This is a genomic window from Burkholderia sp. BCC0397 (genome assembly GCF_902832865.1).
GTDB lineage: Bacteria > Pseudomonadota > Gammaproteobacteria > Burkholderiales > Burkholderiaceae > Burkholderia.
In genome coordinates, this window is record NZ_CADFDL010000011.1 from 206,550 (window position 1) to 228,621 (window position 22,072).

Below are 22,072 nucleotides of genomic sequence, written 5' to 3' on the forward strand. Positions count from 1 at the left end.
ATGAAAATCGCCTTCATTGCCTCGCTCGCCGTCGTGCTTGCCGCGCTCGTGCAGCCGGCCCATGCGGACCCGGCCTCCGAGGTGTCGGCCCGGCCGATCAAGTGGGCGCAGAGCGTCGTCGATGCGCGCGTGAACAACCTGCATCGCATCACGCCGACGCTGTACCGCAGCGCGCAGCTGTCGCGCGCCGACGTACCGGAACTGCAGAAGCTCGGCATCCGCAAGGTCATCAGCTTCCGGTCGTTTCACGCGGACGACGCCATCCTGGCCGGCACGCAGATCCGGATGCAGCGCATCCGCATCAACACGTGGGACATCCGCGACCAGGACATGGTCACCGCGCTGAAGGCGCTGCGCACGGCCGACCAGGACGGCCCGGTGCTGATCCACTGCCAGCACGGCGCCGATCGCACGGGCCTCGTGTCCGCGCTGTACCGGATGGTGTACCAGGGCTGGACGCGCGAGCAGGCGCTCGATGAACTGCAGCACGGCGGCTACGGATTTCATCCGGTCTGGCGGAACATCACGAATTACCTGAAGCAGGTCGACGTCGAGCGTTTGCGGCAGGAAGTGAACAGCGGCTGACGCAGGAAAGTAAAACGCCGCCGACATCGCTGTCGGCGGCGTTTCATCAGGACACCATCGGAGGTCGGGCCGGGCGCCCGTCTGCGTCAGACCGTCTCGGGTTGCCGCACGGCCTTCGCGACATTGCGCGCCAGCGCGCCGTTCGCGACGAAGTACGGCACGTCGACACGCGCGAGCGGCGTGCGGCCGCGGATCTTGTCGGCGATCTTCTCGGCGATCATGATCGTCGGCGCGTTCAGGTTGCCGGTCGTGATGATCGGCATGATCGACGCATCGACGACGCGCAGCCCGTCGAGCCCGTGCACGCGGCCTTCTTCATCGACCACCGCCATGTCGTCGTAACCCATCTTGCACGAGCATGACGGATGGAACGCGGTTTCCGCGCGGGCGCGCACGAATGCGTCGAGTTCCTTGTCCGACTTGCAGTCGGCGCCCGGGTTCAGCTCGCGGCCGCGATAGCGGTCGAGCGCGGGCTGCCGCATGATCTCGCGCGTCGCGCGGATCGCATCGCGGAACTCGCGCCAGTCGAGCGCTTCGGCCATGTAGTTGAACAGGATGCTCGGATGGTCGTTCGGGTCGCGCGAGCGCAGCTTCACGCGGCCGCGGCTCGGCGAGCGCATTGAGCCGACGTGCGCCTGGAAGCCGTGCATCTCGATCGCGTTCGAGCCGTTGTAGTTGATCGCCACCGGCAGGAAGTGATACTGGATGTTCGGCCACAGGTCGTCGTCGCGCGTGCGGATGAAGCCGCCCGCCTCGAAGTGATTGCTCGCGCCGAGGCCCGTGCCGTTCAGCATCCATTCGAGGCCGATCTTCGGCTGGTTCCACCACTTGAGCGCCGGGTACAGCGAGACCGGCTCCTTGCACTCGTACTGGATGTACATCTCCAGGTGGTCCTGAAGATTCTGGCCGACGCCGGGCAGGTCGAGCACGACGGGAATGTCGAGTGCCTTCAGCCATGCGCCGGGGCCGACGCCCGAGCGCTGCAGCAGTTGCGGCGACGCGATCGCGCCGCTGCACACGAGCACTTCGCGGCGCGCCCGCGCGGTCGCGCGCTCGCTGCCGCGCAGGTAGGTGACGCCCGACGCGCGCTTGCCGTCGAACAGGATGCGGTCGGCGAGCGCGTGCGTGACGATCTCGAGGTTCGGTCGCACCTTCGCCTGGTCGAGGTAGCCGCGCGCGGTGCTCGCGCGCCGGCCCTTCGGCGTGACGGTGCGATCCATCGGGCCGAAGCCTTCCTGCTGATAACCGTTCAGGTCGTCGGTGCGCGGATAGCCGGCCTGCACGCCCGCATCGACCATCGCCTCGAACAGCGGGTTCACGCCCGGCTTGCTGGTGGTGACCGACACGGGGCCGCTGCCGCCGTGATAGTCGTTCGGGCCGACGTCGCGCGTCTCGGCTTTCTTGAAGTACGGCAGGCAGTCGAGATACGTCCAGTTCTCGAGGCCCTTGTGCGTCGACCAGTTGTCGTAGTCGAGCGCGTTGCCGCGGATGTAGCACATCCCGTTGATCAGCGACGAGCCGCCGAGCCCCTTGCCGCGCCCGCATTCCATCCGGCGGTTGTCCATGTGCGGCTCGGGGTCGGTCTCGTACGCCCAGTTGTAGCGGCGGCCCTGCAGCGGATAGGCGAGGGCGGCCGGCATCTGCGTGCGGAAGTCGAAGCGGTAGTCGGGGCCGCCCGCTTCGAGCAGCAGCACCGTGACGTCCGGATCTTCCGTCAGGCGCGTTGCGAGCACGTTGCCCGCGGACCCTGCGCCGCAGATGATGTAGTCGTATTCGCGTGTCGTCATGACGGCTCTCCTTGTCTTAGAACACCGGGTTGTAGCGGCCGAGCTCGACCTGCACCGACTTGATTCGAGTGTAGTGCTCGAGCGTCGTGATGCCGTTCTCGCGCCCGACACCGGATTGCTTGTATCCGCCAACCGGCATTTCGGCCGGCGATTCGCCCCACGTGTTGATCCAGCAGATGCCGGCTTCGAGGCGATGGATCGTGCGGTGCGCGCGCGACAGGTTCTCGGTCACGACGCCGGCCGCGAGCCCGTAGTGCGTGTCGTTCGCGCGGGCGATCACTTCGTCCTCCGATTCGAAATCGAGGATGCTCATCACCGGGCCGAAGATTTCCTCGCGCACGATCTTCATGTCGTCGCGGCAGTCGCCGAACACGGTCGGCGCGACGTACTGGCCGCTGCCGAAGTGGCCGTCGGTCAGGCGCGTGCCGCCCGCGAGCAGCTTCGCGCCTTCGGCCTTGCCGCTGTCGATGAAGCCGAGCACCTTGTCGAGCTGCGCGGCCGACACGAGCGGGCCGAAGTTGGTGTCGGCATCGGTCGGCTTGCCGACGCGAATGCGCTTCACGCGTTCGAGCACCTTCTGCGTGAATGCGTCCTTGATCGAGCGGTGCACGAACACGCGCGTGCCGTTCGTGCAGACCTGGCCCGAGCTGAAGAAGTTGGCGGTCACCGCGATGTCGGCCGCGCGGTCGAGGTCCGCATCGTCGAACACGATCAGCGGCGACTTGCCGCCGAGCTCCATCGTCACTTCCTTCAGCGACGATGCGCCGGCCAGCGACATCACCTTCTTGCCGGTCTCGACGCCGCCGGTGAACGACACCTTCGCGATGTCCGGGTGGCCGGTGAGCAGCGCGCCGACCGAGCCGTCGCCCTGCACGACGTTGAACACGCCGGCCGGCACGCCGGCTTCCGTATAGATTTCCGCGAGTTTCAGCGCGGTCAGCGGCGTGACTTCGCTCGGCTTGAACACCATCGCGTTGCCGGCCGCGAGTGCAGGCGCGGTCTTCCAGCACGCGATCTGGATCGGGTAGTTCCACGCGCCGATGCCCGCGCACACGCCGAGCGGTTCGCGGCGCGTGTAGACGAACGACTCGGCGCGCAGCGGCACCTGCAGCCCTTCGATCGCGGTCGCGAGGCCCGCGTAGTACTCGATCACATCCGCGCCGGTGACGATGTCGACCGCGAGCGTCTCGCCGATCGGCTTGCCGGTGTCGCGCGTCTCGATCGCCGCGAGTTCGTCGTTGCGCTCGCGCAGCAGGTCGACCGCGCGGCGCAGGATGCGCGAGCGCTGCATCGCGGTCATCGCCGCCCATTCGCGCTGGCCTGCCTGCGCCGATGCAACCGCCCGATCGACGTCGGCCGCGCTCGCCTGCTGCACTTGCGCGAGCAGTTCGCCGGTGGCCGGATCGAAGGTGTCGAAAGTCTTGCCGCTCGTGGCGTCGACGTAACCGCCGCCGATGTAGAGGCGCTGCAAACCGTATACGGACATGAGGATCTCCTTGAGGGCGACTGCGTCGCGCGTCAGGCGGACGCGAGCAGCAGGTCGATGTAATCGTGGGCGAGCTTCAAAGCGGCTCGGGTGTCGATCGGGCCGCCGGCGAGCGCGCCGCGCAGCCACAGGCCGTCGATCAGCGCGGCGAGGCCGCTGGCGGCTTCGCGCGCCTTCGCGAGCGGCAAGGCCTTCGCGAATTCGGCGCACAGGTTCGAATGGAGGCGCCGCGTGTTGACGTGTTGCAGGCGCTTGAGCATCGGGTCGTGCATGCTCTGCGACCAGAACGCGAGCCACGTCTTCATCACGGGCGCGCTGACCTGCGTGTCGTCGAAGTTCGCGGCGACGACCGCGCGCAGCCGCGAACGCGGATCCTTGCGTGCGGCGACGCGGCGGCGCGTGGTGGCCGACCACAGGTCGCGCAGCACGTGCCGCATCGTCGCTTCGAGCAGGCCGTCCTTGTCGCCGAAGTAATGGCTGACGATGCCCGTCGAGATGTTCGCGCGTTGCGCGACCGATGCGAGCGTCGTGCCGGGCAGGCCCGCTTCGTCGATCGAGCGCAGCGTGGCATCGATCAACTGTGCGCGGCGTATCTCCCGCATTCCGACTTTCGGCATCGCGACTCCCTTCGCCCGGACGGGCCGTCCATGGAAGTCGAGAGCTTAGCGGTTTTTTATTGATCGTTCAATCAACAAAAAATCGGGGCTGAACGGCGTGTCGCGTTCCAAACGGGAGGATTCGTCACGCCCGCAGCCCATGTGCAGGTGCGGAAAAACGAATTGAAAGAAGGTTAATTAAGTTTGAATCTGTTTAAAACGGCTCATGAAGAAATGACGCAATGCGGAGAACCGTTTCTGCACTCGTTTCTATTACAAAGCGAAAGAATGTCGAAATATGCAATATTATTCACAATGTGAAATTGTTAAACCGGATTGTGAAGGTGTGCAGTTTTCTAAAAACCGTTTCAATCAGGCGATTTAAATAATGCAACTCATTGAAAAAAATAGAGAATATGAAATTTGTGAGCGTTGATGAGGACTGTTCGCAAACGATTGCGTTCGCCCTTTTGGCGATTCTGCATACCATAGAAATCGATAAATAAATTTGAATCTGGCGTATTTCCGGTCCGAGTAGAGGGATTTTTGGAATGACTTGAGTAAGTAATATCGACCGTATTAGTATGGCGCCGCACCACAAGGAATGAATGGCGCCGCCGGCAATTGCCGCGGTGCGTCGGCAATCGGCGCGTCGATCGACCGCGCACGGGGTCGGCGCCAGCCATTGCGCACCTGCAGCATGCCGCGACGTCGAGACGCCGCATCCACCGGAGAACGACGATGCCGACCGAAAAACACGTGGTCCCGCTGCCGAATGGTCTGAAGGTCTACGTCGAACGGAACGTGTTCGACCCGGCCTTCGACACGGCGATGCTCGTCAACGGCGCGCTCGCGACGACCGCGTCGTTCGGCCAGACTGTCCAGTATCTCGGCGAGCGGATGAACACGATCTGCTTCGACCTGCCGTATGCGGGGCAGTCGCGCCAGCACAACCCCGGCTGCTTCATCCTGACCAAGGACGACGAAGCCGCGATCCTCCAGTACCTGGTCGAGCGCTTCGCGCCGGCGTTCCTCGTGTCGGTGTCGTGGGGCGGCGTCGCGTCGCTGTTCGCGCTCGCGCGCGGCTGCCCGAGCGTGCGGCGTGCGGCGATCTGTTCGTTCTCGCCGTTCCTGAATGATGCGATGGTCGACTACGTGACGCGCGCCCGCGACCACATCGCGGCCGGCGAGAACCTCAAGGCCGCGCAGTTGCTGAACGACACCGTCGGCCGCTATCTGCCGCGCATCATGAAGCTGTACAACTACCGGTATCTCACGCGCCTGCCGCGCGACGAACAGGACCAGGTCGCGTTTCACGTCGACCAGATCCTGTCGTTGCAGCCCGAGCGCTACTTCAGCGAGTTCTCGAACATCGGCTGCGAGCTGCTGTTCCTGAACGGCGAGCGCGACGAATACACGACGCCGGCCGACGTGCGGCAGCTCGGCGCGCACGTGGCGCGCGCGCGGTTCGCGACGGTGCCGGACGCCGGCCATTTCCTCGACATCGAAGGCCGTGCGCAGCGCGAATACACCCGTGCCGCGTTGCTCGATTTTTTCTGCGGCGAGGCGTCCGTCGCGAACGGGGTCGCCCGCGCTGCCGCGCATGCGTGCGTGCCCGCGCCGATGCATGCGCTGTCGTCGTGACGTCATCCGTCGTGCAGCGGGCGCGTCCCGCGCATCCGAATTCCCATCCCAACGAGGCAGGCCAGCCGTGAATATCGTTCAGACCATCGCCATCGTCGTTCCGTGGGCCGCGTGGCTCGCTTACTGGATCGCCACGTCGCAGGGCGTCAAGACGACCGTGCGCAAGGAGGCGTCGCGCTCGCGCACGCTGCAGTCGATTCCGCTGATCGTCGGCGGCGCGCTGATCATCCTGCCCGATCCGTCGTGGCAGGCGCTCGCGCCCGACTGGCAGCGCTTCGGCCTGCAGGCGCAGTGCGGGCTCGCGGTGCTGGTGGCCGGCCTGCTGTTCTCGGTATGGGCGCGGCTGCACCTCGGCACGAACTGGAGCGTATCGGTCACGCTGAAGGAAGACCACGAACTCGTGCGCACGGGGCCGTATGCGCTCGTGCGTCATCCGATCTACACCGGCTGCCTGATCGCGCTGGTCGGCGCCGCGCTGATCGGCGGCGAATGGCGCGGCGCGATCGGCGTGCTGCTCGTGTTCGCGTCGCTCGCGTACAAGGTGCGCGTCGAGGAGAACTGGCTGACCGGGTATTTCGGGCCGGCCTATGCGCAGTATCGCCGCGAAGTGGCGGCGCTGATCCCCGGCTTCTACTGACCCCCGCGAGGCGCGCGATGGCGAAGATGATCGTGACCGCGATCGGTTCGGCGGGCGACGTGCATCCGCTGCTCGGCATCGCGCGCACGCTCGCGGCGCGCGGTCACGAGGTCGTGTTCTGCACGCATGCGCCGTTCGAGACGGCCGTGCGCCGCTGCGGGTTCGCGTTCGTGCCGGTCGGTACCGCGGCCGACTACGACGCGGCGATGGCGAACCCCGCGCTGTGGGATCCGCGCACGTCGTTCCGCACGCTGTGGCAGGTGATTGCGCCGACGCTGCGCCCGCATTACGACGCGCTGCGCGCGCTGACCGATGCCGACACGGTGCTGGTCGGCACGCTGTGGGCATTCTCCGCGCGCTTCATGCAGGAACTGCACGGCACGCCGTACGTGTCGGTGCAGGTGTCGCCGTCGACGCTGCTGTCCGCACATGCGCCGCCGACCCACCCGCGCCTGACGATTCCCGCGCGCTGGCCGTTGCCGGTGAAGTCGGCGCTGATGACGCTGATCGAGCGGCAGGTGCTCGACCGCGTGTGCGGCCCGGCGCTCGACGCGGTGCGCCGCGCGCTCGGGCTCGCGCCCGCGCGGCGCGTGCTCGGCCGCTGGCTGCATTCGACCGACGGCGTGCTGTGCCTGTTTCCCCGCTGGTTCGCGCCGCCGCAGCCCGACTGGCCGTCGAACCATCTGCAAAGCGGTTTTCCGCTGTTCAACGATATTGCGACCTCCGACGATGATGCGGCACTCGATGCGTTTCTCGCGGCCGGCGAGCCGCCGGTCGTGTTCACGGCCGGTTCGACGCTCGTCGATCACGCGGCGTATGCGCGCACGGTGGCGGACGCGCTGCGCGCGACCGGCGCGCGCGGGATCCTGTTGACGCCGCATGACATCGCGCCGGACGGCGACCGGCTGCTCGTGCGCCGCTTCGTGCCGATGCGCACGCTGCTGCCGCGTTGCCGCGCGCTCGTGCATCACGGCGGGATCGGCACGGCGGCGCTCGCGTGCGAAGCCGGCATCGTGCAGGTCGTCACGCCGTTCGCGCACGATCAGTTCGACAACGCGCAACGCGTCGTCGCGAACGGCTGCGGCGTGCGGGTCGACGGCCCGCTCGACGGCGCGCGGCTCGGCGCGGCGCTCGCACGCGTGCTCGACGAGCCCGCGTTCGCGGTGCATGCGGAGCGGACGCGCGCGCTGCTCGCGGCCGCGCCGGACGGCTGCGGCGCGGCCGCCGATTTCATCGAACGGTTCGTGCCCAGGCGCGGGCGATCGGCCGCGCGGGCCGATGTCGCGGTGGCCGGCGCATGAGCACCGCGTCGCCGCTTCACGACGGGCCCGTCGCGCCGTCCGCGTTCGACGTGCCGGCGCCCATGCCGGCCGCGCAGCCGGTGCGCGGCATCCGGCTCGCGCTGCTGACGTTCGCGCTGTCGCTCGCGACCTTCATCGAAGTGCTCGACTCGACCGTGACGAACGTCGCGGTGCCGGCGATCTCCGGCAGTCTCGGCGTGTCGAATAGCCAGGGCACGTGGGTGATCAGCTCGTATTCGGTCGCGGCCGCGATCGCGGTGCCGCTCACCGGCTGGCTCGCCCGGCGCGTCGGCGAGCTACGGCTGTTCGTCGGCGCGGTGCTGCTGTTTACGCTGACGTCGCTGCTGTGCGGGCTCGCGCGCGACCTGCACGTGCTCGTGATCTGCCGTGCGCTGCAGGGGCTGTGTTCGGGGCCGATGGTGCCGCTGTCGCAGACGATCCTGCTGCGCACCTTTCCACCGGACAAACGCACGATCGCGCTCGCGCTGTGGGCGATGACGGTGCTGCTCGCGCCGATCTTCGGGCCGGTGGTCGGCGGCTGGATCGTCGACAACTTCTCGTGGCCGTGGATCTTCCTGATCAATTTGCCGATCGGGCTGTTCTCGTTCGCGGTGTGCACCGCGATGCTGCGCCCCGACGCGCAGCGCGGCGCGGCCGGCCCGATCGACGTGCCGGGCATCGTGCTGCTCGTGATCGGCGTCGGCTCGCTGCAGGCGATGCTCGATCTCGGCCACGACCGCGGCTGGTTCGATTCGCCGCTGATCGTCACGCTCGCGGTGGTCGCGGCGCTCGCGATCGTGTCGCTGCTGATCTGGGAAGCGGGCGAGGCGCATCCGGTGGTCGACCTGAGCCTGTTTCGCGACCGCACGTTCTCGTTCTGCGTGCTGATCATCTCGCTCGGGATGATGAGCTTCTCCGTGGTCGGCGTCGTGTTTCCGCTGTGGATGCAGGCCGTGATGGGCTACAACGCGTTTCATGCGGGGCTCGCGACCGCGTCGCTCGGCGTGCTCGCGCTCGTGTTCTCGATCCTCGTCGGGCTGCATGCGCACCGCTTCGACGCGCGCGTGCTAGCGACGTTCGGCTTCCTCGTGTTTGCGGCCGTGCTCGCGTGGGACGCGCATTTCACGCTGAGGATGACGTTCGCGCAGATCGCCGCGCCGGGGCTGATCCAGGGGATCGGGCTGCCGTGCTTCTTCATCCCGCTGACCGCCGCGACGCTGTCGCGCATTCCGGACGACCGGCTCGCCGCCGCGTCGAGCCTGTCGAATTTCCTGCGCACGCTGTCGGCCGCGTTCGGCACCGCGATGAGCGTGACGCTGTGGGACAACCGCGCGACCTATCACTACGACGTCGTGTCGCAATCGGTTACCCATGCATCGGCGAACACGCAACGCTTCGTGCATGCGTTGAACGCGATGGGCGTGGACGGCGTGCGCGAGCTGACGACGCTGCATCAGGTCGTGATGCAGCAGGCCTACATGATGGCGACCAACGACATGTTCTGGATGGCGAGCATGACGTGTCTCGCGCTCGCGGCGATGATGTGGCTGACGCGGCCCAAGCGCGGCGCGGCCGCGTCGTTCGGGCATTGAGGAGCAGACCATGACGACACTCGGCGCACTCGTGATCCTGTATCACCCGAGCGACCCGCAGCTCGACGCGCTGTGCGCATGGCGGCACGCGTGCGACGCGCTGCTCGTCGTCGACAACACGCCGCAGCCCGATGCGCGGGCCCGCACGCTGTGCGCGCGCGAAGGCATCGCACTGCTGCACCACGGCAATCGCGGCGGCATCGCGGGCGCGTACAACGCGGGGCTCGCGGCGCTGTTTCGCGACCGCGTCGACGCGGTCGCGCTGTTCGACCAGGATTCGTCGGTGCCGGCCGCGTATTTCCCGACGATGCGCGATGTCTGCGCGGGGCTCGCCGGGCGTGCGTTCCTGGCGGGCCCGCGCATCTTCGACGAGAACGCGCGCAGCTTCCTGCCCGAACTCGCGACCAACGGGATCAGCTTGCGTCGCCTGCGCATCGAGCCGGGCACGCCGATGCAGCGCTGCGCGTTCCTGATCTCGTCGGGCTGCGTCGTGTCGCGCGACGCGTTCGACGTGCTCGGCCGTTTCGACGAGACGTTGTTCATCGATCACGTCGATACCGAATACAGTTTCCGCGCGCTGTCGCGCAACGTGCCGCTCTATGTCGTTCCGTCGCTGGTGCTGCCGCACCGGATCGGCGCGAAACAGCGGCATGCGATCGGCCCTTTTGAAATGACGTCGATGAATCACTCGTGGCAACGGCGCTACTACAGCGCGCGCAATGCGGTGCAGCTCGGGATGCAATACGGGCTGCGCTTTCCGGTGGCGTTCGTGCCGAACCTGCTGACCGTGTGGCAGGTCGTGCAGATCGCGCTCGTCGAGCGCGACAAGCGCGCGAAGCTGGCCGCCATCATCCTCGGCGTCGCGGACGGCCTGTTCGGCCGGCTCGGCCCGCTCGAGCGCACGCGGCCGCGTCTGGCCGCGCGGGCGCAGCGCGTTCGGCAGGGGTGACGATGCGGCGTTTGACGAAAGCGGCCGATTCGGCGCGTGGTGTGAAGGGCGGCTCGATGATCGCGGCGGCCGCGGCATTGCTCGCATTGGGCGGTTGCGTGCCGTCGGGCTTCCTGCCGTCGCTGTCGCTGCGCGCGCCGGCCGACGATGCGCTCGCGCATACCGCAGGCCCCGGCGCGAACGGCGCGTGGCCGGCACCCGACTGGGTGAAGCAGTTGCAGGATCCGCAGCTCGACGACCTGGTCGCCGAGGCGTCGCAAAACAGCCCCGATCTGCAGGTCGCGCAGGCGCGGCTGCGGATCGTGCAGGCGCAGCTTCAGCAGTTCGATTCGCTGACTGGGCTGACCGGCACGGCCGGCGCGACGGTCAGCCGCGCGCGGATGCCGAAGCCCGGCGACATCGCCGACGTCACGGCCGGCGGCTATCGCGTGCCGGTGCAGATTTTCGGCGATCCGAACGTGTCGCCGTCGTCGATCTTCGTCGGGCTGAACTACCAACTCGACCTGTGGGGCAAGAACCGTGCGGCGACCAAGAGCCTGATGTCGCTGCGCGACGCGGCCGGCGTCGAGGCCGAACAGGTGCGGCTCACGCTCGCCGTCGCGATCGTCACCGTGTATTGCCAGCTCGACCAGGCGTACGCGGTGCGCGACCTGTTGCAGCAGAAGCTGAAGATCAGCCAGCGCGTGACGGCCGTGCTGCGCGAGCGCACCGCGCGCGGCCTCGACAACGCGTACGACGCGAGCGATGCATCGATCAAGCGCAGCCGCCTGCTCGAACAGATCGCGCTGAACGACGAGCAGATCAAGCTCGCGCAACTGCAACTCGGCGTGCTGTCGGGCCGTGGCCCGGAGCGCGGGCTCGCGCTGCAGCGGCCGCGTGTCGGCGCGTTCGCGGGCGGCGCGGTGCCGGCGTGGCTGCCGGCCGATCTGCTCGGCCGCCGGCCCGATATCGTCGCCGCGCGGCTGCGGGTCGAGGCCGCGTTCGCGAACGCCGACTCGACGCGCGCGCAGTTCTATCCGGACGTGAACCTCGTCGCGCTCGGCGGCGTGTTCGCGTTGACGCCCGCGTCGCTGTTCTCGCGCGATTCGCTCGCGGGCTCCGTCGGCCCCGCGATCTCGCTGCCGATCTTCGATCGCGGCCGGCTGAAGGCGAAACTCGGCGCGGACGTCGCGCAGGCCGACGTCGCGATCGGGCTGTACAACAAGACCGTCGACGACGCGCTCGGGCAGGTCGCGCAACTCGTCACGTCGCTGCAGACGTCGCAGACGCTCGTCGCGCAGCAGCAGGACGCGGTCGCGGCCGCGCAGAAGATCGTGCAGATCGCGGCGGATCGGCATCGGCGCGGCGTGCTGATGCAGAAGGATGTCGATGTCGCGGATCTCACGCTGATCGACGAGCGCGCGCAGATGATCGCGTTGCTCGGCAAGCAGCGGACGCTGCGGGTCGGGCTGATCGGCGCGCTGGGCGGCGGGTTCGATGCGGGCGCAACGGTCGCGCAGGCGCAGACGCCGGCCGTGCATCGGGCGCGCAGCGGGGCGACTAGGCGCGGGGCAGCGGCTGCCGTGGCCGCGAACCGGGTGCCGGTGGCGAGTCCTTCGAACGACGCGCCCGCGGGGAGCACGGCCACGGCCCCGACGACGACCGCACCCGCGCCTGAATCCGCACGACGCGACGACACGGCGCGCCCGTCCACGATCGGCGCGACCCACCCCGACGCGACGCCGCGCGGCACGCCCGTTCTTGCGCGCACGGCCTCGGCGAGCGCGACGCGGGGCGCGTCGCCGATGCCCGCGATCCCTGTCTTCCAGCACGATCGTCTGATCGTTACGCAAAGCGACTGATGCACCACGACAACCTTCATTCCGCCGCGCCGCCGGCCGCGCTGAACGACCCGGCTCTCGACGCGCGCCGCGCGACGCGCCGCAAGCGCTTCACCGTGTTCTTCGCGATCGTGCTGCTGGCCGCGATCGCGTGGATCGCATACTGGGTGCTGAGCGACCGCTACTACGAAGACACCGACGACGCGTACGTCGCGGGCAGCATCGTGCAGGTCGCCGCGCAGATCCCGGGCGCCGTGACCGACGTGGTGGTCGCCGATACGCAGGCCGTGCGCGCAGGGCAGACGCTCGTGAAGCTCGACGATACCGAGGCGTCGGTCGCGTTCGCGCAGGCGAAGGCGCAGCTCGCGCAGGCCGTGCGCCAGGTCGCGAACGCGAAGATCTCGAACACGATGTACGTCGAGGCCGTGAATGCGCGGCGCGCCGACCTGTCGCTGGCGCAGCGCGCGCTCGCCGCGCGTTCGGGCGCATCGGTCGAGATCGTCGCGCCGGAAGAACTGGCGCGGGCGCACGCGACTGTGGCCGGCGCACAGGCGAACCTCGCGGCCGCACAGGCGCAGCTCGACGCGGCGCGCGCGCTCGGCAGCAAGTTGCCCGTCGACGAAAGCCCGGCCGTCGTGCAGGCGGCCGCGCAGTTCAAGCTCGCGTACCGGAACCTGAAGCGCACGACGATCGTCGCGCCCGTCGACGGCACGATCGGGCAGCGCTCGGTGCAGGTCGGCCAGCAGGTCGGGCCCGGCGTGCCGCTGATGTCGATCGTGCAGCTCAACCGGCTGTGGGTCGAGGCGAATTTCAAGGAAGGGCAGATTCGCCACATGCGCGTCGGGCAGCCGGTCGAGGTCGTGTCGGATCTCTACGGCTCGCGCATCGCTTATCGCGGCCGCGTGCAGGGTTTCTCGGCGGGCACGGGGAGCGCGTTCTCGATGCTGCCGTCGCAGAACGCGGCGGGCAACTGGATCAAGGTCGTGCAGCGCGTGCCGGTGGTGATCGCGCTCGATCCGCGCGATCTCGTCGCGCATCCGCTGCGCGTCGGGCTGTCGATGCGCGCGACGGTCGACACGCACGACCGCAACGGCCACGCGCTCGACAGCGAGCCGCCGACGCCGGCCGTCAGCACGCGCGTGCACGACGGCGTCGCGAGCGACGCGGAAGCGGCCGCCGCCGCGATCATCCGCGAGAATCAGGGCGGGTAGCGCCGGCCGGTCAAGGCAGGGCCGGCCGCAAGCGCCGGTCCGATCCCCGGTGCATCTCGCGCCCGAAGCTTTCCCGTCGTTTCCCGCCCGACTTTCGTATTTCCGCCATCGATGTCGGCGCCGATCAAACGCATGTCGCGTTTGAGACATCGGCGCCCCTGCCTCCCGGACTACTCTCGAACAGCACGTTGCGCGTGCGCCGCATGGCGCCGGCGCGCCGCGGCGCCATCCAACGAGACATGGAGACAATACGATGAGCAGCAATCGAGGTGTCGTCTATCTTGGGCCGGGCCAGGTCGAAGTCCAGAAGATCGATTATCCGAAGATGGTCGATCCGACTGGCCGCGCGATTGGCCACGGCGTGATCCTGAAAGTGGTCAGCACGAACATCTGCGGCTCCGACCAGCACATGGTGCGCGGTCGCACGACCGCGCCGGTCGGCCTCGTGCTCGGTCACGAAATCACCGGCGAAGTGGTCGAAGTGGGCCGCGACGTCGAGACGCTGAAGCTCGGCGATCTCGTGTCGGTGCCGTTCAACGTCGCGTGCGGCCGCTGCGCGATGTGCAAGGACACGCATACGGGCGTGTGCCTGAACGTGAACCCGTCGCGTGCCGGCGGCGCGTACGGCTACGTCGACATGGGCGGCTGGATCGGCGGCCAGGCCGAGTACGTGCTCGTGCCGTATGCCGATTTCAACCTGCTGAAATTCCCGGATCGCGACCAGGCGATGGCGAAGATCCGCGACTTGACCTGCCTGTCCGACATTCTGCCGACCGGTTATCACGGCGCGGTGAGCGCGGGTGTGAAGCCCGGCTCGACGGTCTATATCGCGGGCGCGGGCCCGGTCGGGATGGCGGCGGCCGCATCGGCGCGCCTGCTCGGCGCGGCGGTGACGATCGTCGGCGACATGAACGCGGAACGCCTCGCGCACGCGCGGGCGATGGGGTTCGAGACGGTCGACCTGTCGAAGGACGCGTCGCTCGGCGAGCAGATCGAACAGATCCTCGGCGTGCCGGAGATCGACTGCGCGGTCGACTGCGTCGGCTTCGAGGCGCACGGCCACGGCTCGTCGGGCCATTCGGAGGAAGCGCCCGCGACGGTGCTGAACTCGCTGATGGAAATCACGCGCCCGGCCGGCGCGATCGGCATCCCGGGCCTGTACGTGACGGACGATCCGGGCGCGAAGGACAAGGCCGCGCAGCACGGCAGCCTGAGCATCCGCTTCGGCCTCGGCTGGGCGAAGTCGCATTCGTTCTTCACGGGCCAGACGCCGGTGCTGAAGTACAACCGCAACCTGATGCAGGCGATCCTGTTCGACCGGCTGCCGATCGCGAAGATCGTCAACGTCGAGGTGATCTCGCTCGACCAGGCGCCGGAAGGCTACAAGAAGTTCGACGGCGGCGCGCCGCGCAAATTCGTCATCGACCCGCACGGGTTGCTGGCGGCGTGATGCGCTAGCGTTCGACACGCACGATGCGTGACGTGAGAACGGGCGGTTCCGGAAACGGGCCGCCCGTTTTCGTTGCGGGAGCGACGGCGAGTGCAGCGCAACGCGGCGCACCCCGATCCCGGCCGCGCGGAATTGCTGCGATAATCATCGCCCGTTCCCGAACCCTCCACCGCCGCGCGGCGGCGATCCCCGGATGGCCAAGTCACTTCCCCTCGCCGCGTTGCACACGTTCGTCGAAGTGGCGCGTTGCGGCAGCATGAAACAGGCGGCCGACCTGCTCTGCATTTCGCCGGGCGCCGTCAGCCAGCACGTCCGCAATCTCGAGGATCGCCTCGCCGTGCGCCTGTTCGAGCGCACCGGCCGCGAGCTCGAGCTGACCGGCACCGGTCGCGCGCTGTTCGACCAGCTCGCCGGCGGCTTCAACGAGATCGAGGCCGCGTGGGCGAACGTGCATGGCGCGAATCGGCGCATCGTCCGCCTCGCGGTGACGACCACCGCGTCGTTCGCGAACACGTGGCTCGTGCAGCGGCTCGGCTCGTTCAACGCCGCGTACCCCGAAATCGAAATCACCGTCGAGACGCGCGCGCAACTGGTCGATCTGCGTCGCGACTACGTCGACGTCGCGATCCGGCACGGGCTGGGCCGCTATCCCGGGCACGCGTCGTTTCGCATCTGGACGCCGGAGCTATGGCCCGTGTGCAGCCCGCGACTACTCGATCCCGCGCGCCCGATCGGCGCGCCCGCCGACTGCCTGTCGTACCCGCTGCTGCAGGACGCCGACCGCGCCGACTGGGTGCTGTGGCTGCGCGCGCAGGGCATCGAGGATGCGCGTGCGCCGCGCGGCGCGAGCTTCAGCGAGGATGCGTTGCTGATCAAGGCCGCGGTCGCGGGGCAGGGCATCGCGCTGGTGCGCGACATCTATGCGCGCGACGAAGTGGCGGCCGGGCGGCTGGTTCGCGTGCTCGCGCGGCCCTGGCCGACCGAGTTCTCCTATTACGTCGTGTGCAGCGAAGCGCGCCGGCACGAGTGGAAGATCGCCGCGTTTCGCGACTGGCTGGCCGGGGAGATCGGCGACGACGATCGTGGCCCGCCCGACCTACTGGCGTGACCCGCGCACGGCGGCCGTGGCGAAGCCCTTGAGCTTGCCGGTCGCGAGCGCGGTGCCGAGCAGGATGATCGCGCAGCCGGCGACCGTCTGCACGGTGATCGTCTCGTGCAGGAAGATCGCGCCCCACACCACGCCGAACACCGGAATCAGGAACGTGACCGACGCCGCGTATTGCGCGCCCGCGTTGCGGAGCAGTCCGAAATACAGCAGGTAGGCCAGCGCCGTGCAGATCACACCGAGCAGCACGACCGCGATCCACGCGGACGCGTGCACGGGGCCCTGCGGCCACATCGGCAGCGCGAGCGGCACGAGTGCGACGGCCGCAAATAACTGGCTGCCGAACGCGGACACGAACGGCCGCACGTTAGCGAGCTTGCGCTTCGAGTAGTGCGCGGCAAATCCGTACGACAGCGTCGCGAGCATCGCGGCGGCGATCGCGAGTGGCGCGCCGGGCGTGCCGGCGCCGAGCGCCGAGCCGGCGAGCACGACGACGCCGGCGAAGCCGAGCGCGAGGCCGACTGCCTGCGGTTTCGTTAGCGGTGTGCGCAGCCACACGTACGCGACGATCGCGGTCCATAGCGGGGTCGTCGCATTCAGGATCGAATCGGTGCCGGCCGTCACGAACAGGGCCGCGTAGGTCAGCAGGCAGAACGGCAGCGCCGAATTCGCGATGCCGACGACGAACAGCGGCACGACGTGCGAGCGGAATTCCCGTCGCGCCTGCGCGTGGCGCAGCACCGGCGACAACAGCACGGCCGCGATCGCGACGCGCAGCGCGATCAGCGGGACGACGCCGAATTCCGGCGCGCCCATGCGCATGAACAGGAAGGACGCGCCCCAGATGGCAGCCAGGGTCACGAGCTGCAGTGCATTCATCGACAGGCTCCGTTCGGTGGATCGGGCGACCGGCGTGCGATACGCGCCGGCGCGGGCGAATGACCCATTGAACGTCATGCGTCCGTCGCGACGCAAACGAGGTTTTGTGACGGGCGGTTTAGAAAATTGAATCGACGGGCGCGCGGGCCTGGATCACGCGCTCAGTGGCCGCGATAGAGTTGCGCGATTTGAGTGTTGCTGGGTGCGGCGCGACGTGGGTGCCCGGTGTGCAGGCTGACGCGGCGGACCGCGCGCGTGCGATGGGCGGTGTTGCGGCTGCCTTTCCAGTCGGCCGCGCGGACTGCGCTGGCGCGTGTCCGGTCAGGCGCGCGCAACGACGGCGCGGCTTGTGCAACCGCCATCCTGCGAGCGGGTTTGACGGCGAGCGGGGCGTCCGGTGGCGGATTGGCCGCCACTTGCGTTTGATCAGGCGAATGAAACGGGTAGACAGGGGCGGGCACGACCGGCAGGAGCGGATCGTTCGACGCGGGCAGCCTGGTTTCGGTCGCGACGGCGGTCGGCGCACCGGACCCGCGACAAACGGGATCGGCCTTGCAGGTCTGGTCGACCGTCACGTAGCCGCCGACCATCAGCACGAGCGTGAGGATGCTCAGGATCGGCGCGCTCGACGCGCGCGGCCGCTGGAAAGCCGCGTTGCGCAGCGCGCGGGCGACGCGCGACGACCACGTATGGAACGACCGCGGCGCATGGGCGGCGTGCGCGTCGGCCGGTGTGCGGTCGATCGGCTCGAACGGCCAGTTCCATCGACCGCAGACGGGGCAGTGCTCGAGCGCGCGGAACGCCACGAAACCACATTCGCGGCAGCGGCAGCACGTCGCGTGCCGCGATTCGGCGCGTGCATTCAGCACGGCACGCCAGGCATCGCGCGCGCGGACACTTCGGTTGGGCAGGACGCGCATGTCAGCGACCGGTGGACGCTATCGTCGGGCTACACATCGGCGGTCGTTCGCATGCGGTGTTCATGCCATTCTCCATAACATCGGACGCGTGGAACCCGTTCGTCCGCAACTGCCTGCCGCTTAATTTTTGGTCGTTCGCGCGCGAAACGCAAGTACATGTCGCGCGTCGCGTTCCGCATGTTTCGCGCTAGCCGCCGTGCCGCTGTCGGGCCGCGAGCGTGCCGAGCGTCTCCAGCGCACGCTCGACGGCCGGTGTCCATGGCCGCCCGTAGTTGAGTCGCAAATAGCGGCGGAAGCCGCCGGTCGCGGAGAAGATCGGCCCGGGCGCGATGCTGACGCCGTGTTCCATCGCATCGCCGAACAGGTGCATCGCATCCATGTGCGGCGGCAGTTCGATCCACAGGAAATACCCGCCGCGCGGCGCGAACACTTCGGTGTCGGCCGGAAAGTACGCACGTACGGCCGAGAGCATCTGCGCCTGGTGCGCGGCGAGATTGCGTCGCAGCTTGCGCAGGAAACGATCGTATGCGCCGTCGCGCAGGTAGCTCGAAATCGCCATCTGCGCGGGTACGTCGGCGGCCGGTGCGCTCGCACCTTTGGCCTCGCGGATCTGCTGCACGAAGCGGCCGGCCGCGACCCAGCCGATCCGGAACCCGGGCGCGAGACATTTCGAGAACGATCCGCAATGCAGGACGAGCCCGCTGTCGTCATACAGTTTCGCGGGGCGCGTGGGGGCCGTGCCGAACTGCAGTTCACCATACACGTCGTTCTCGATCAGCGGCACGCCGCGCGACGCGAGCAGGTCGATCAGCGCGCGCTTGCGTTCGTCGGTCAGCGTCGCGCCGGTCGGGTTGTGGAATGACGTCATGAACCAGCACGCGCGCACCGGATGCGTGTCGAGCGCCTCGGCGAGCGCGTCGAGGTCGAGGCCCGTGCGCGGGTCGACCGGAATCTCGACGGCCTTCAGGTGCAGGCACTGGACGGCCTGCAGCACCGCGTGGAATGCCGGCCGTTCGATCGCGACGATGTCGCCCGGGCGCGTCAGCACCCGCAGGCTGAGCGTCAGCGCTTCGGTCGCCCCCGTCGTGATGACGATTTCCTCAAGAGGCAGCGACGCGCCCGCGTTCAGGTAGCGCAACGCGATCTGGCGGCGCAGCGCTTCGTTACCGGGCGGCAAGCCGTCCAGCAGTTTCGTGCGGTCCATGTTGCGGGCGGCCGATGCCACGTAGCGCCACAGGCTGCTCATCGGGAACAGCGAATAGCTCGCGAATGCCGAGCCGAGCGGCACGATGTCGTCGCGTTTGAGCGAGTCGAGCAGACGCAACAGCGCATCGTCGTCGCCGGTTTGCGCGGCGCCCGGCTTGCGCGGCGGATCGTGGCCGAAGCGCACGTGCTTGTCCGCGAGGTTCGCAACGAAATAACCGGAGCGCGCCCGCGCGACGATCAGGCCCTCGCTTTCGAGCGCGTAGTACGCACGAAACACCGTGGACGGGCTCACGCGATACGCGCGGCATGCCGCACGCACCGTGGGAATGCGCGCGCCGGGCGCCAGGTCGCCGCGTCGAATGGCGTCGGCAATCGTCTGTGCCAGCGCCGCATAACGCTTCATGCGTACCCTCCGGCCGTTGGACCTAGATGACAAAGAGTAGTACGGCAGCCGTCACGTGCAAGCGCGCCCCAAATCGCTGATCCGCATGTTTTTTGAGCGCTCTGATCCTGTTCTTTCGTCTGACGAACGGGCATCCTCTCGCAAGCTTTGTTCCCGCTGTCCGACCGATACGGAATTCACGCTGCTCGACCGCGAATCCGTGACGCCCGCGCGTGTCGCGCGAGTCCTTTTCTGTGGCGTCCTTACCTTACCCGGAAGCATCCAGCGTGAAACTGAAGACCCTGGTCGCGGGCCTCGTGGCCGGCATCGCCCTCAACCTGTTCAGCGGCGCGGCAGTCGCAGCCTGCGTCAACAATCCCGCCGCCCAGTCGAACGCGACGTTCCCCGCCGCGCTGACCGGCAAGCTCGTCTATCACAGCTACGTCAAGTACGGCGACGGCACGAGCCAGTTGTTCCTCTACGATTTCTCGGCCCATACGCTGACGCAACTCAGCAAGGGCGCGTGGGGCATCACCGATCCGATGAACGGCGTGTTCAGCCCCGACGGCAAGTGGCTCGCGTTCATGGGCATCAGCAACGGCGCATGGAACGTGTTCATGCTGCAGCTCGGCGCCGGCACGCCGCCCGTCAACATGACGAACAGCACGGGCGCCACCCGCAACGAAGACCCGAAGTTCAGCAGGGACGGCAAGACGCTCGTGTTCAAGCAGAACGGCGACGTCAAGCAGGCGACGCTGTCGTACACGAGCGCGGGCCCGGCGTTCACGTCGGTCGTGAGTCTGACGAACGCGCCGGCCGGCGCCGAATACTCGATGCCGTTCCTCGCGCCGGACGCGAGCGCCGTGTACTACGCGACCGGCACCGGCTCGAACATGGGGCTGATGAAGCGCACGATCGCGACCGGCGCGACCGCCGTGTTCGATCGTCCGGCCGGGCTGCAGACGTACTATCCGACCGTGCGTGCGGATGGCATGGTGTACTACGCACGTTGGAAGGACAGCGGCGGGGCCGACCAGATCTATGCGAAGACGGCCGACCCGGCCTCGACGCCGAGTGCGCTGGCGCTCAACGACTGCATGAGCAACAATTCGGACCCGGCACCGGTGAGTGGTACGAACTACCTGTTTTTCTCGTCGACGACGGCGGGCGGCTATCAGCTCTACGTCGGCGACGTGACGACCGGCCAGCGCTGGAGCTTGTCGCAGTTCGGCGTGAATGCCGACGCGACGAAGGCGAAGCTCGGCGCGAACTACTACGGCGGCCCGGCGGCCGCGCAGCCGACGCTGCTGTCACAGGGGCGTCCGGCCGCTGCATCGGCCAGCTACAACACGTCGCTGACGGCCGACAAGGCGTTCGACGGCAACACGACGAGCACGCGCTGGGATTCGCCGGAAGGCGCGGGCGTCGATCCGCAGTGGATCTCCGTCGATCTCGGCGTGGTGAAGAAGATCAGCAGCGTCGATCTGTACTGGGACGCCGGCGCGCTCGTTTATCAGATCCAGACGTCGAACGACAACGCGAACTGGACGACGGTCTACTCGACGAGCAACGGCGTGTCGTACGGCCACGTCACGCTGCCGAACCTCAACGCCCAGGGCCGCTACGTGCGGATGGTCGGCACGAAGCGAGCGACGCAGTGGGGGTATTCGCTCGATGAAATGCAGGTGTGGGGATCGTAAGCGCTAGCCGGAAGCTGTGAAAGGCAGAGGGAAGACGGCCCGCGTTGCGCGGGCCGGTAAATGGACCGTGTCGTGTCAGTGCGTCTTGGGTATCGGGTTCAGGTTCGGGCAACAGTGGTCAGGGCACCCTGGGCCGAACGTGATCTCGACGCGACGCCCCGTATCGTCGAACTCGCTCGCGGGAAACGGCAACTTATAGATTCGCGCGATGATGGAATTTCGTTCTCCTCGAATCGAAAATTGATCCAATGCAGCCTTGACGTTCGCGGCACGTTGTTGAGCAAGAGCCTTCGGATCTTTCTCCGTCGGTTCCGCCAGTCCGACAATCGACACCGCATCGATAATGGAAAAGCGGCTGCGCATGTCGGTCGACCATACTGACAGCTTCGCCAGTTCGGCGATGGACAGGTCGCTCGAATCCTTGCTGAATCGAACATCAAAATCCCAACCCGGCAAGTTCGACGGACCTTCACATGCCAATACTGATTGTGTGCAGCTCAACGCGAGCGCGAGCGCTGTTAGGAATTTAGTCAATGTCAACGACGTACCCCGCGATGCTGTCGGCGTTGTTGATTGACAACTCGGGATGTGATCGTCCCCACCCAGGGAGCAACGGGGTAATCGTGTATTGGTCATCGGTTGACGACATAGTGTCGTGGAAATGAGTCGCTTCGTGAATGATAGTTGATACGTGTGAATCGGCATTCGCGGTCCACGGGCGCATCGGAACCTGTCCGCATTTTTGTGGGCGAGGCGGTTGAACAGCACGTTATCCACGCGCCTGCATAAATCGCTCGCCGAACAGGATAGCAAACTGGTTCA

Annotated in this window: 18 protein-coding genes; 11 read left to right on the forward strand and 7 right to left on the reverse strand. The window is 67.7% G+C overall.

Going from position 1 to position 22,072, the window contains the following annotated elements:
* Entirely contained in the window at window positions 1-585 is a 585-nt protein-coding gene (locus HWX03_RS27890) for a dual specificity protein phosphatase family protein (RefSeq protein ID WP_175873466.1), read from the forward strand.
* A gap of 86 nt (window positions 586-671) precedes the next feature.
* Here the strand turns inward: HWX03_RS27890 and betA are convergent, their stop codons facing one another.
* From betA to betI, 3 genes are read right to left on the reverse strand one after another with little or no spacing between them, the layout of a single operon-like run.
* Window positions 672-2,372 (reverse strand): choline dehydrogenase, encoded by a 1,701-nt coding sequence (gene betA, locus HWX03_RS27895; protein ID WP_175873467.1) that lies wholly within the window; start codon window positions 2,370-2,372, stop codon window positions 672-674.
* 16 nt (window positions 2,373-2,388) lie between these two features.
* Complete coding sequence (gene betB, locus HWX03_RS27900) at window positions 2,389-3,858, reverse strand: betaine-aldehyde dehydrogenase (RefSeq protein WP_175873468.1); 1,470 nt, start codon at window positions 3,856-3,858, stop codon at window positions 2,389-2,391.
* 32 nt (window positions 3,859-3,890) lie between these two features.
* The gene (betI, locus tag HWX03_RS27905; protein ID WP_174430979.1) at window positions 3,891-4,475 is read right to left on the reverse strand and encodes a transcriptional regulator BetI; all 585 of its coding nucleotides are present in this window, start codon (window positions 4,473-4,475) and stop codon (window positions 3,891-3,893) included.
* A gap of 720 nt (window positions 4,476-5,195) precedes the next feature.
* On the opposite strand from betI, the gene HWX03_RS27910 reads away from it, so the two are divergent.
* The 9 genes from HWX03_RS27910 (at window position 5,196) to HWX03_RS27950 (ending at window position 16,166) form a co-directional block, all read left to right on the forward strand.
* Entirely contained in the window at window positions 5,196-6,098 is a 903-nt protein-coding gene (locus tag HWX03_RS27910) for an alpha/beta hydrolase (RefSeq protein ID WP_175873469.1), read from the forward strand.
* Window positions 6,099-6,165: 67 nt separating this feature from the next.
* Window positions 6,166-6,735: an isoprenylcysteine carboxylmethyltransferase family protein gene (locus tag HWX03_RS27915; RefSeq protein WP_027781337.1), complete on the forward strand. Its 570-nt coding sequence runs from the start codon at window positions 6,166-6,168 to the stop codon at window positions 6,733-6,735.
* 17 nt (window positions 6,736-6,752) lie between these two features.
* Window positions 6,753-8,036: a nucleotide disphospho-sugar-binding domain-containing protein gene (locus HWX03_RS27920; protein WP_175873470.1), complete on the forward strand. Its 1,284-nt coding sequence runs from the start codon at window positions 6,753-6,755 to the stop codon at window positions 8,034-8,036.
* Complete coding sequence (locus HWX03_RS27925) at window positions 8,033-9,628, forward strand: DHA2 family efflux MFS transporter permease subunit (RefSeq protein WP_175873471.1); 1,596 nt, start codon at window positions 8,033-8,035, stop codon at window positions 9,626-9,628. The genes HWX03_RS27920 and HWX03_RS27925 overlap by 4 nt, the downstream gene beginning before the upstream one ends.
* A 10-nt stretch (window positions 9,629-9,638) precedes the next feature.
* Window positions 9,639-10,577, forward strand: a complete 939-nt coding sequence (locus HWX03_RS27930) for a glycosyltransferase family 2 protein (RefSeq protein ID WP_175873472.1) — start codon at window positions 9,639-9,641, stop codon at window positions 10,575-10,577.
* Window positions 10,578-10,579: 2 nt separating this feature from the next.
* On the forward strand, window positions 10,580-12,418 hold the full coding sequence (locus HWX03_RS27935; RefSeq protein ID WP_175873473.1) for an efflux transporter outer membrane subunit: 1,839 nt from the start codon (window positions 10,580-10,582) through the stop codon (window positions 12,416-12,418).
* A complete protein-coding gene (locus HWX03_RS27940; protein WP_175873474.1) occupies window positions 12,418-13,608 on the forward strand; it encodes an HlyD family efflux transporter periplasmic adaptor subunit in 1,191 nt (396 codons plus the stop codon). The genes HWX03_RS27935 and HWX03_RS27940 overlap by 1 nt, the downstream gene beginning before the upstream one ends.
* Before the next feature lie 253 nt (window positions 13,609-13,861).
* Window positions 13,862-15,058 carry a formaldehyde dehydrogenase, glutathione-independent gene (gene fdhA, locus HWX03_RS27945; protein ID WP_098551258.1) on the forward strand — a complete coding sequence of 399 codons (1,197 nt, stop codon included), beginning with the start codon at window positions 13,862-13,864 and terminating at the stop codon, window positions 15,056-15,058.
* A 193-nt stretch (window positions 15,059-15,251) separates the two neighbouring features.
* Window positions 15,252-16,166 carry a LysR substrate-binding domain-containing protein gene (locus HWX03_RS27950; protein ID WP_175873475.1) on the forward strand — a complete coding sequence of 305 codons (915 nt, stop codon included), beginning with the start codon at window positions 15,252-15,254 and terminating at the stop codon, window positions 16,164-16,166.
* On the opposite strand, the gene HWX03_RS27955 is transcribed toward HWX03_RS27950, so the two are convergent.
* The 3 genes from HWX03_RS27955 to HWX03_RS27965 all read right to left on the reverse strand — a co-directional run bounded on the left by HWX03_RS27955 (window position 16,155) and on the right by HWX03_RS27965 (window position 19,571).
* Window positions 16,155-17,042, reverse strand: coding sequence for a DMT family transporter (locus tag HWX03_RS27955; protein ID WP_175873476.1), 888 nt, complete (start codon window positions 17,040-17,042; stop codon window positions 16,155-16,157). The two genes, HWX03_RS27950 and HWX03_RS27955, sit on opposite strands and share 12 nt — an antisense overlap.
* Before the next feature lie 161 nt (window positions 17,043-17,203).
* Window positions 17,204-17,962 carry a hypothetical protein gene (locus HWX03_RS27960; protein ID WP_175873477.1) on the reverse strand — a complete coding sequence of 253 codons (759 nt, stop codon included), beginning with the start codon at window positions 17,960-17,962 and terminating at the stop codon, window positions 17,204-17,206.
* Window positions 17,963-18,149: 187 nt separating this feature from the next.
* Entirely contained in the window at window positions 18,150-19,571 is a 1,422-nt protein-coding gene (locus HWX03_RS27965; protein ID WP_175873478.1) for a PLP-dependent aminotransferase family protein, read from the reverse strand.
* A gap of 266 nt (window positions 19,572-19,837) precedes the next feature.
* Here HWX03_RS27965 and HWX03_RS27970 point away from each other — a divergent pair, with 266 nt between their 5' ends.
* Window positions 19,838-21,250 (forward strand): discoidin domain-containing protein, encoded by a 1,413-nt coding sequence (locus tag HWX03_RS27970; RefSeq protein ID WP_175873479.1) that lies wholly within the window; start codon window positions 19,838-19,840, stop codon window positions 21,248-21,250.
* 75 nt (window positions 21,251-21,325) lie between these two features.
* On the opposite strand, the gene HWX03_RS27975 is transcribed toward HWX03_RS27970, so the two are convergent.
* On the reverse strand, window positions 21,326-21,790 hold the full coding sequence (locus HWX03_RS27975) for a hypothetical protein (protein WP_244132798.1): 465 nt from the start codon (window positions 21,788-21,790) through the stop codon (window positions 21,326-21,328).
* Between the last annotated feature and the right edge of the window lie 282 nt (window positions 21,791-22,072).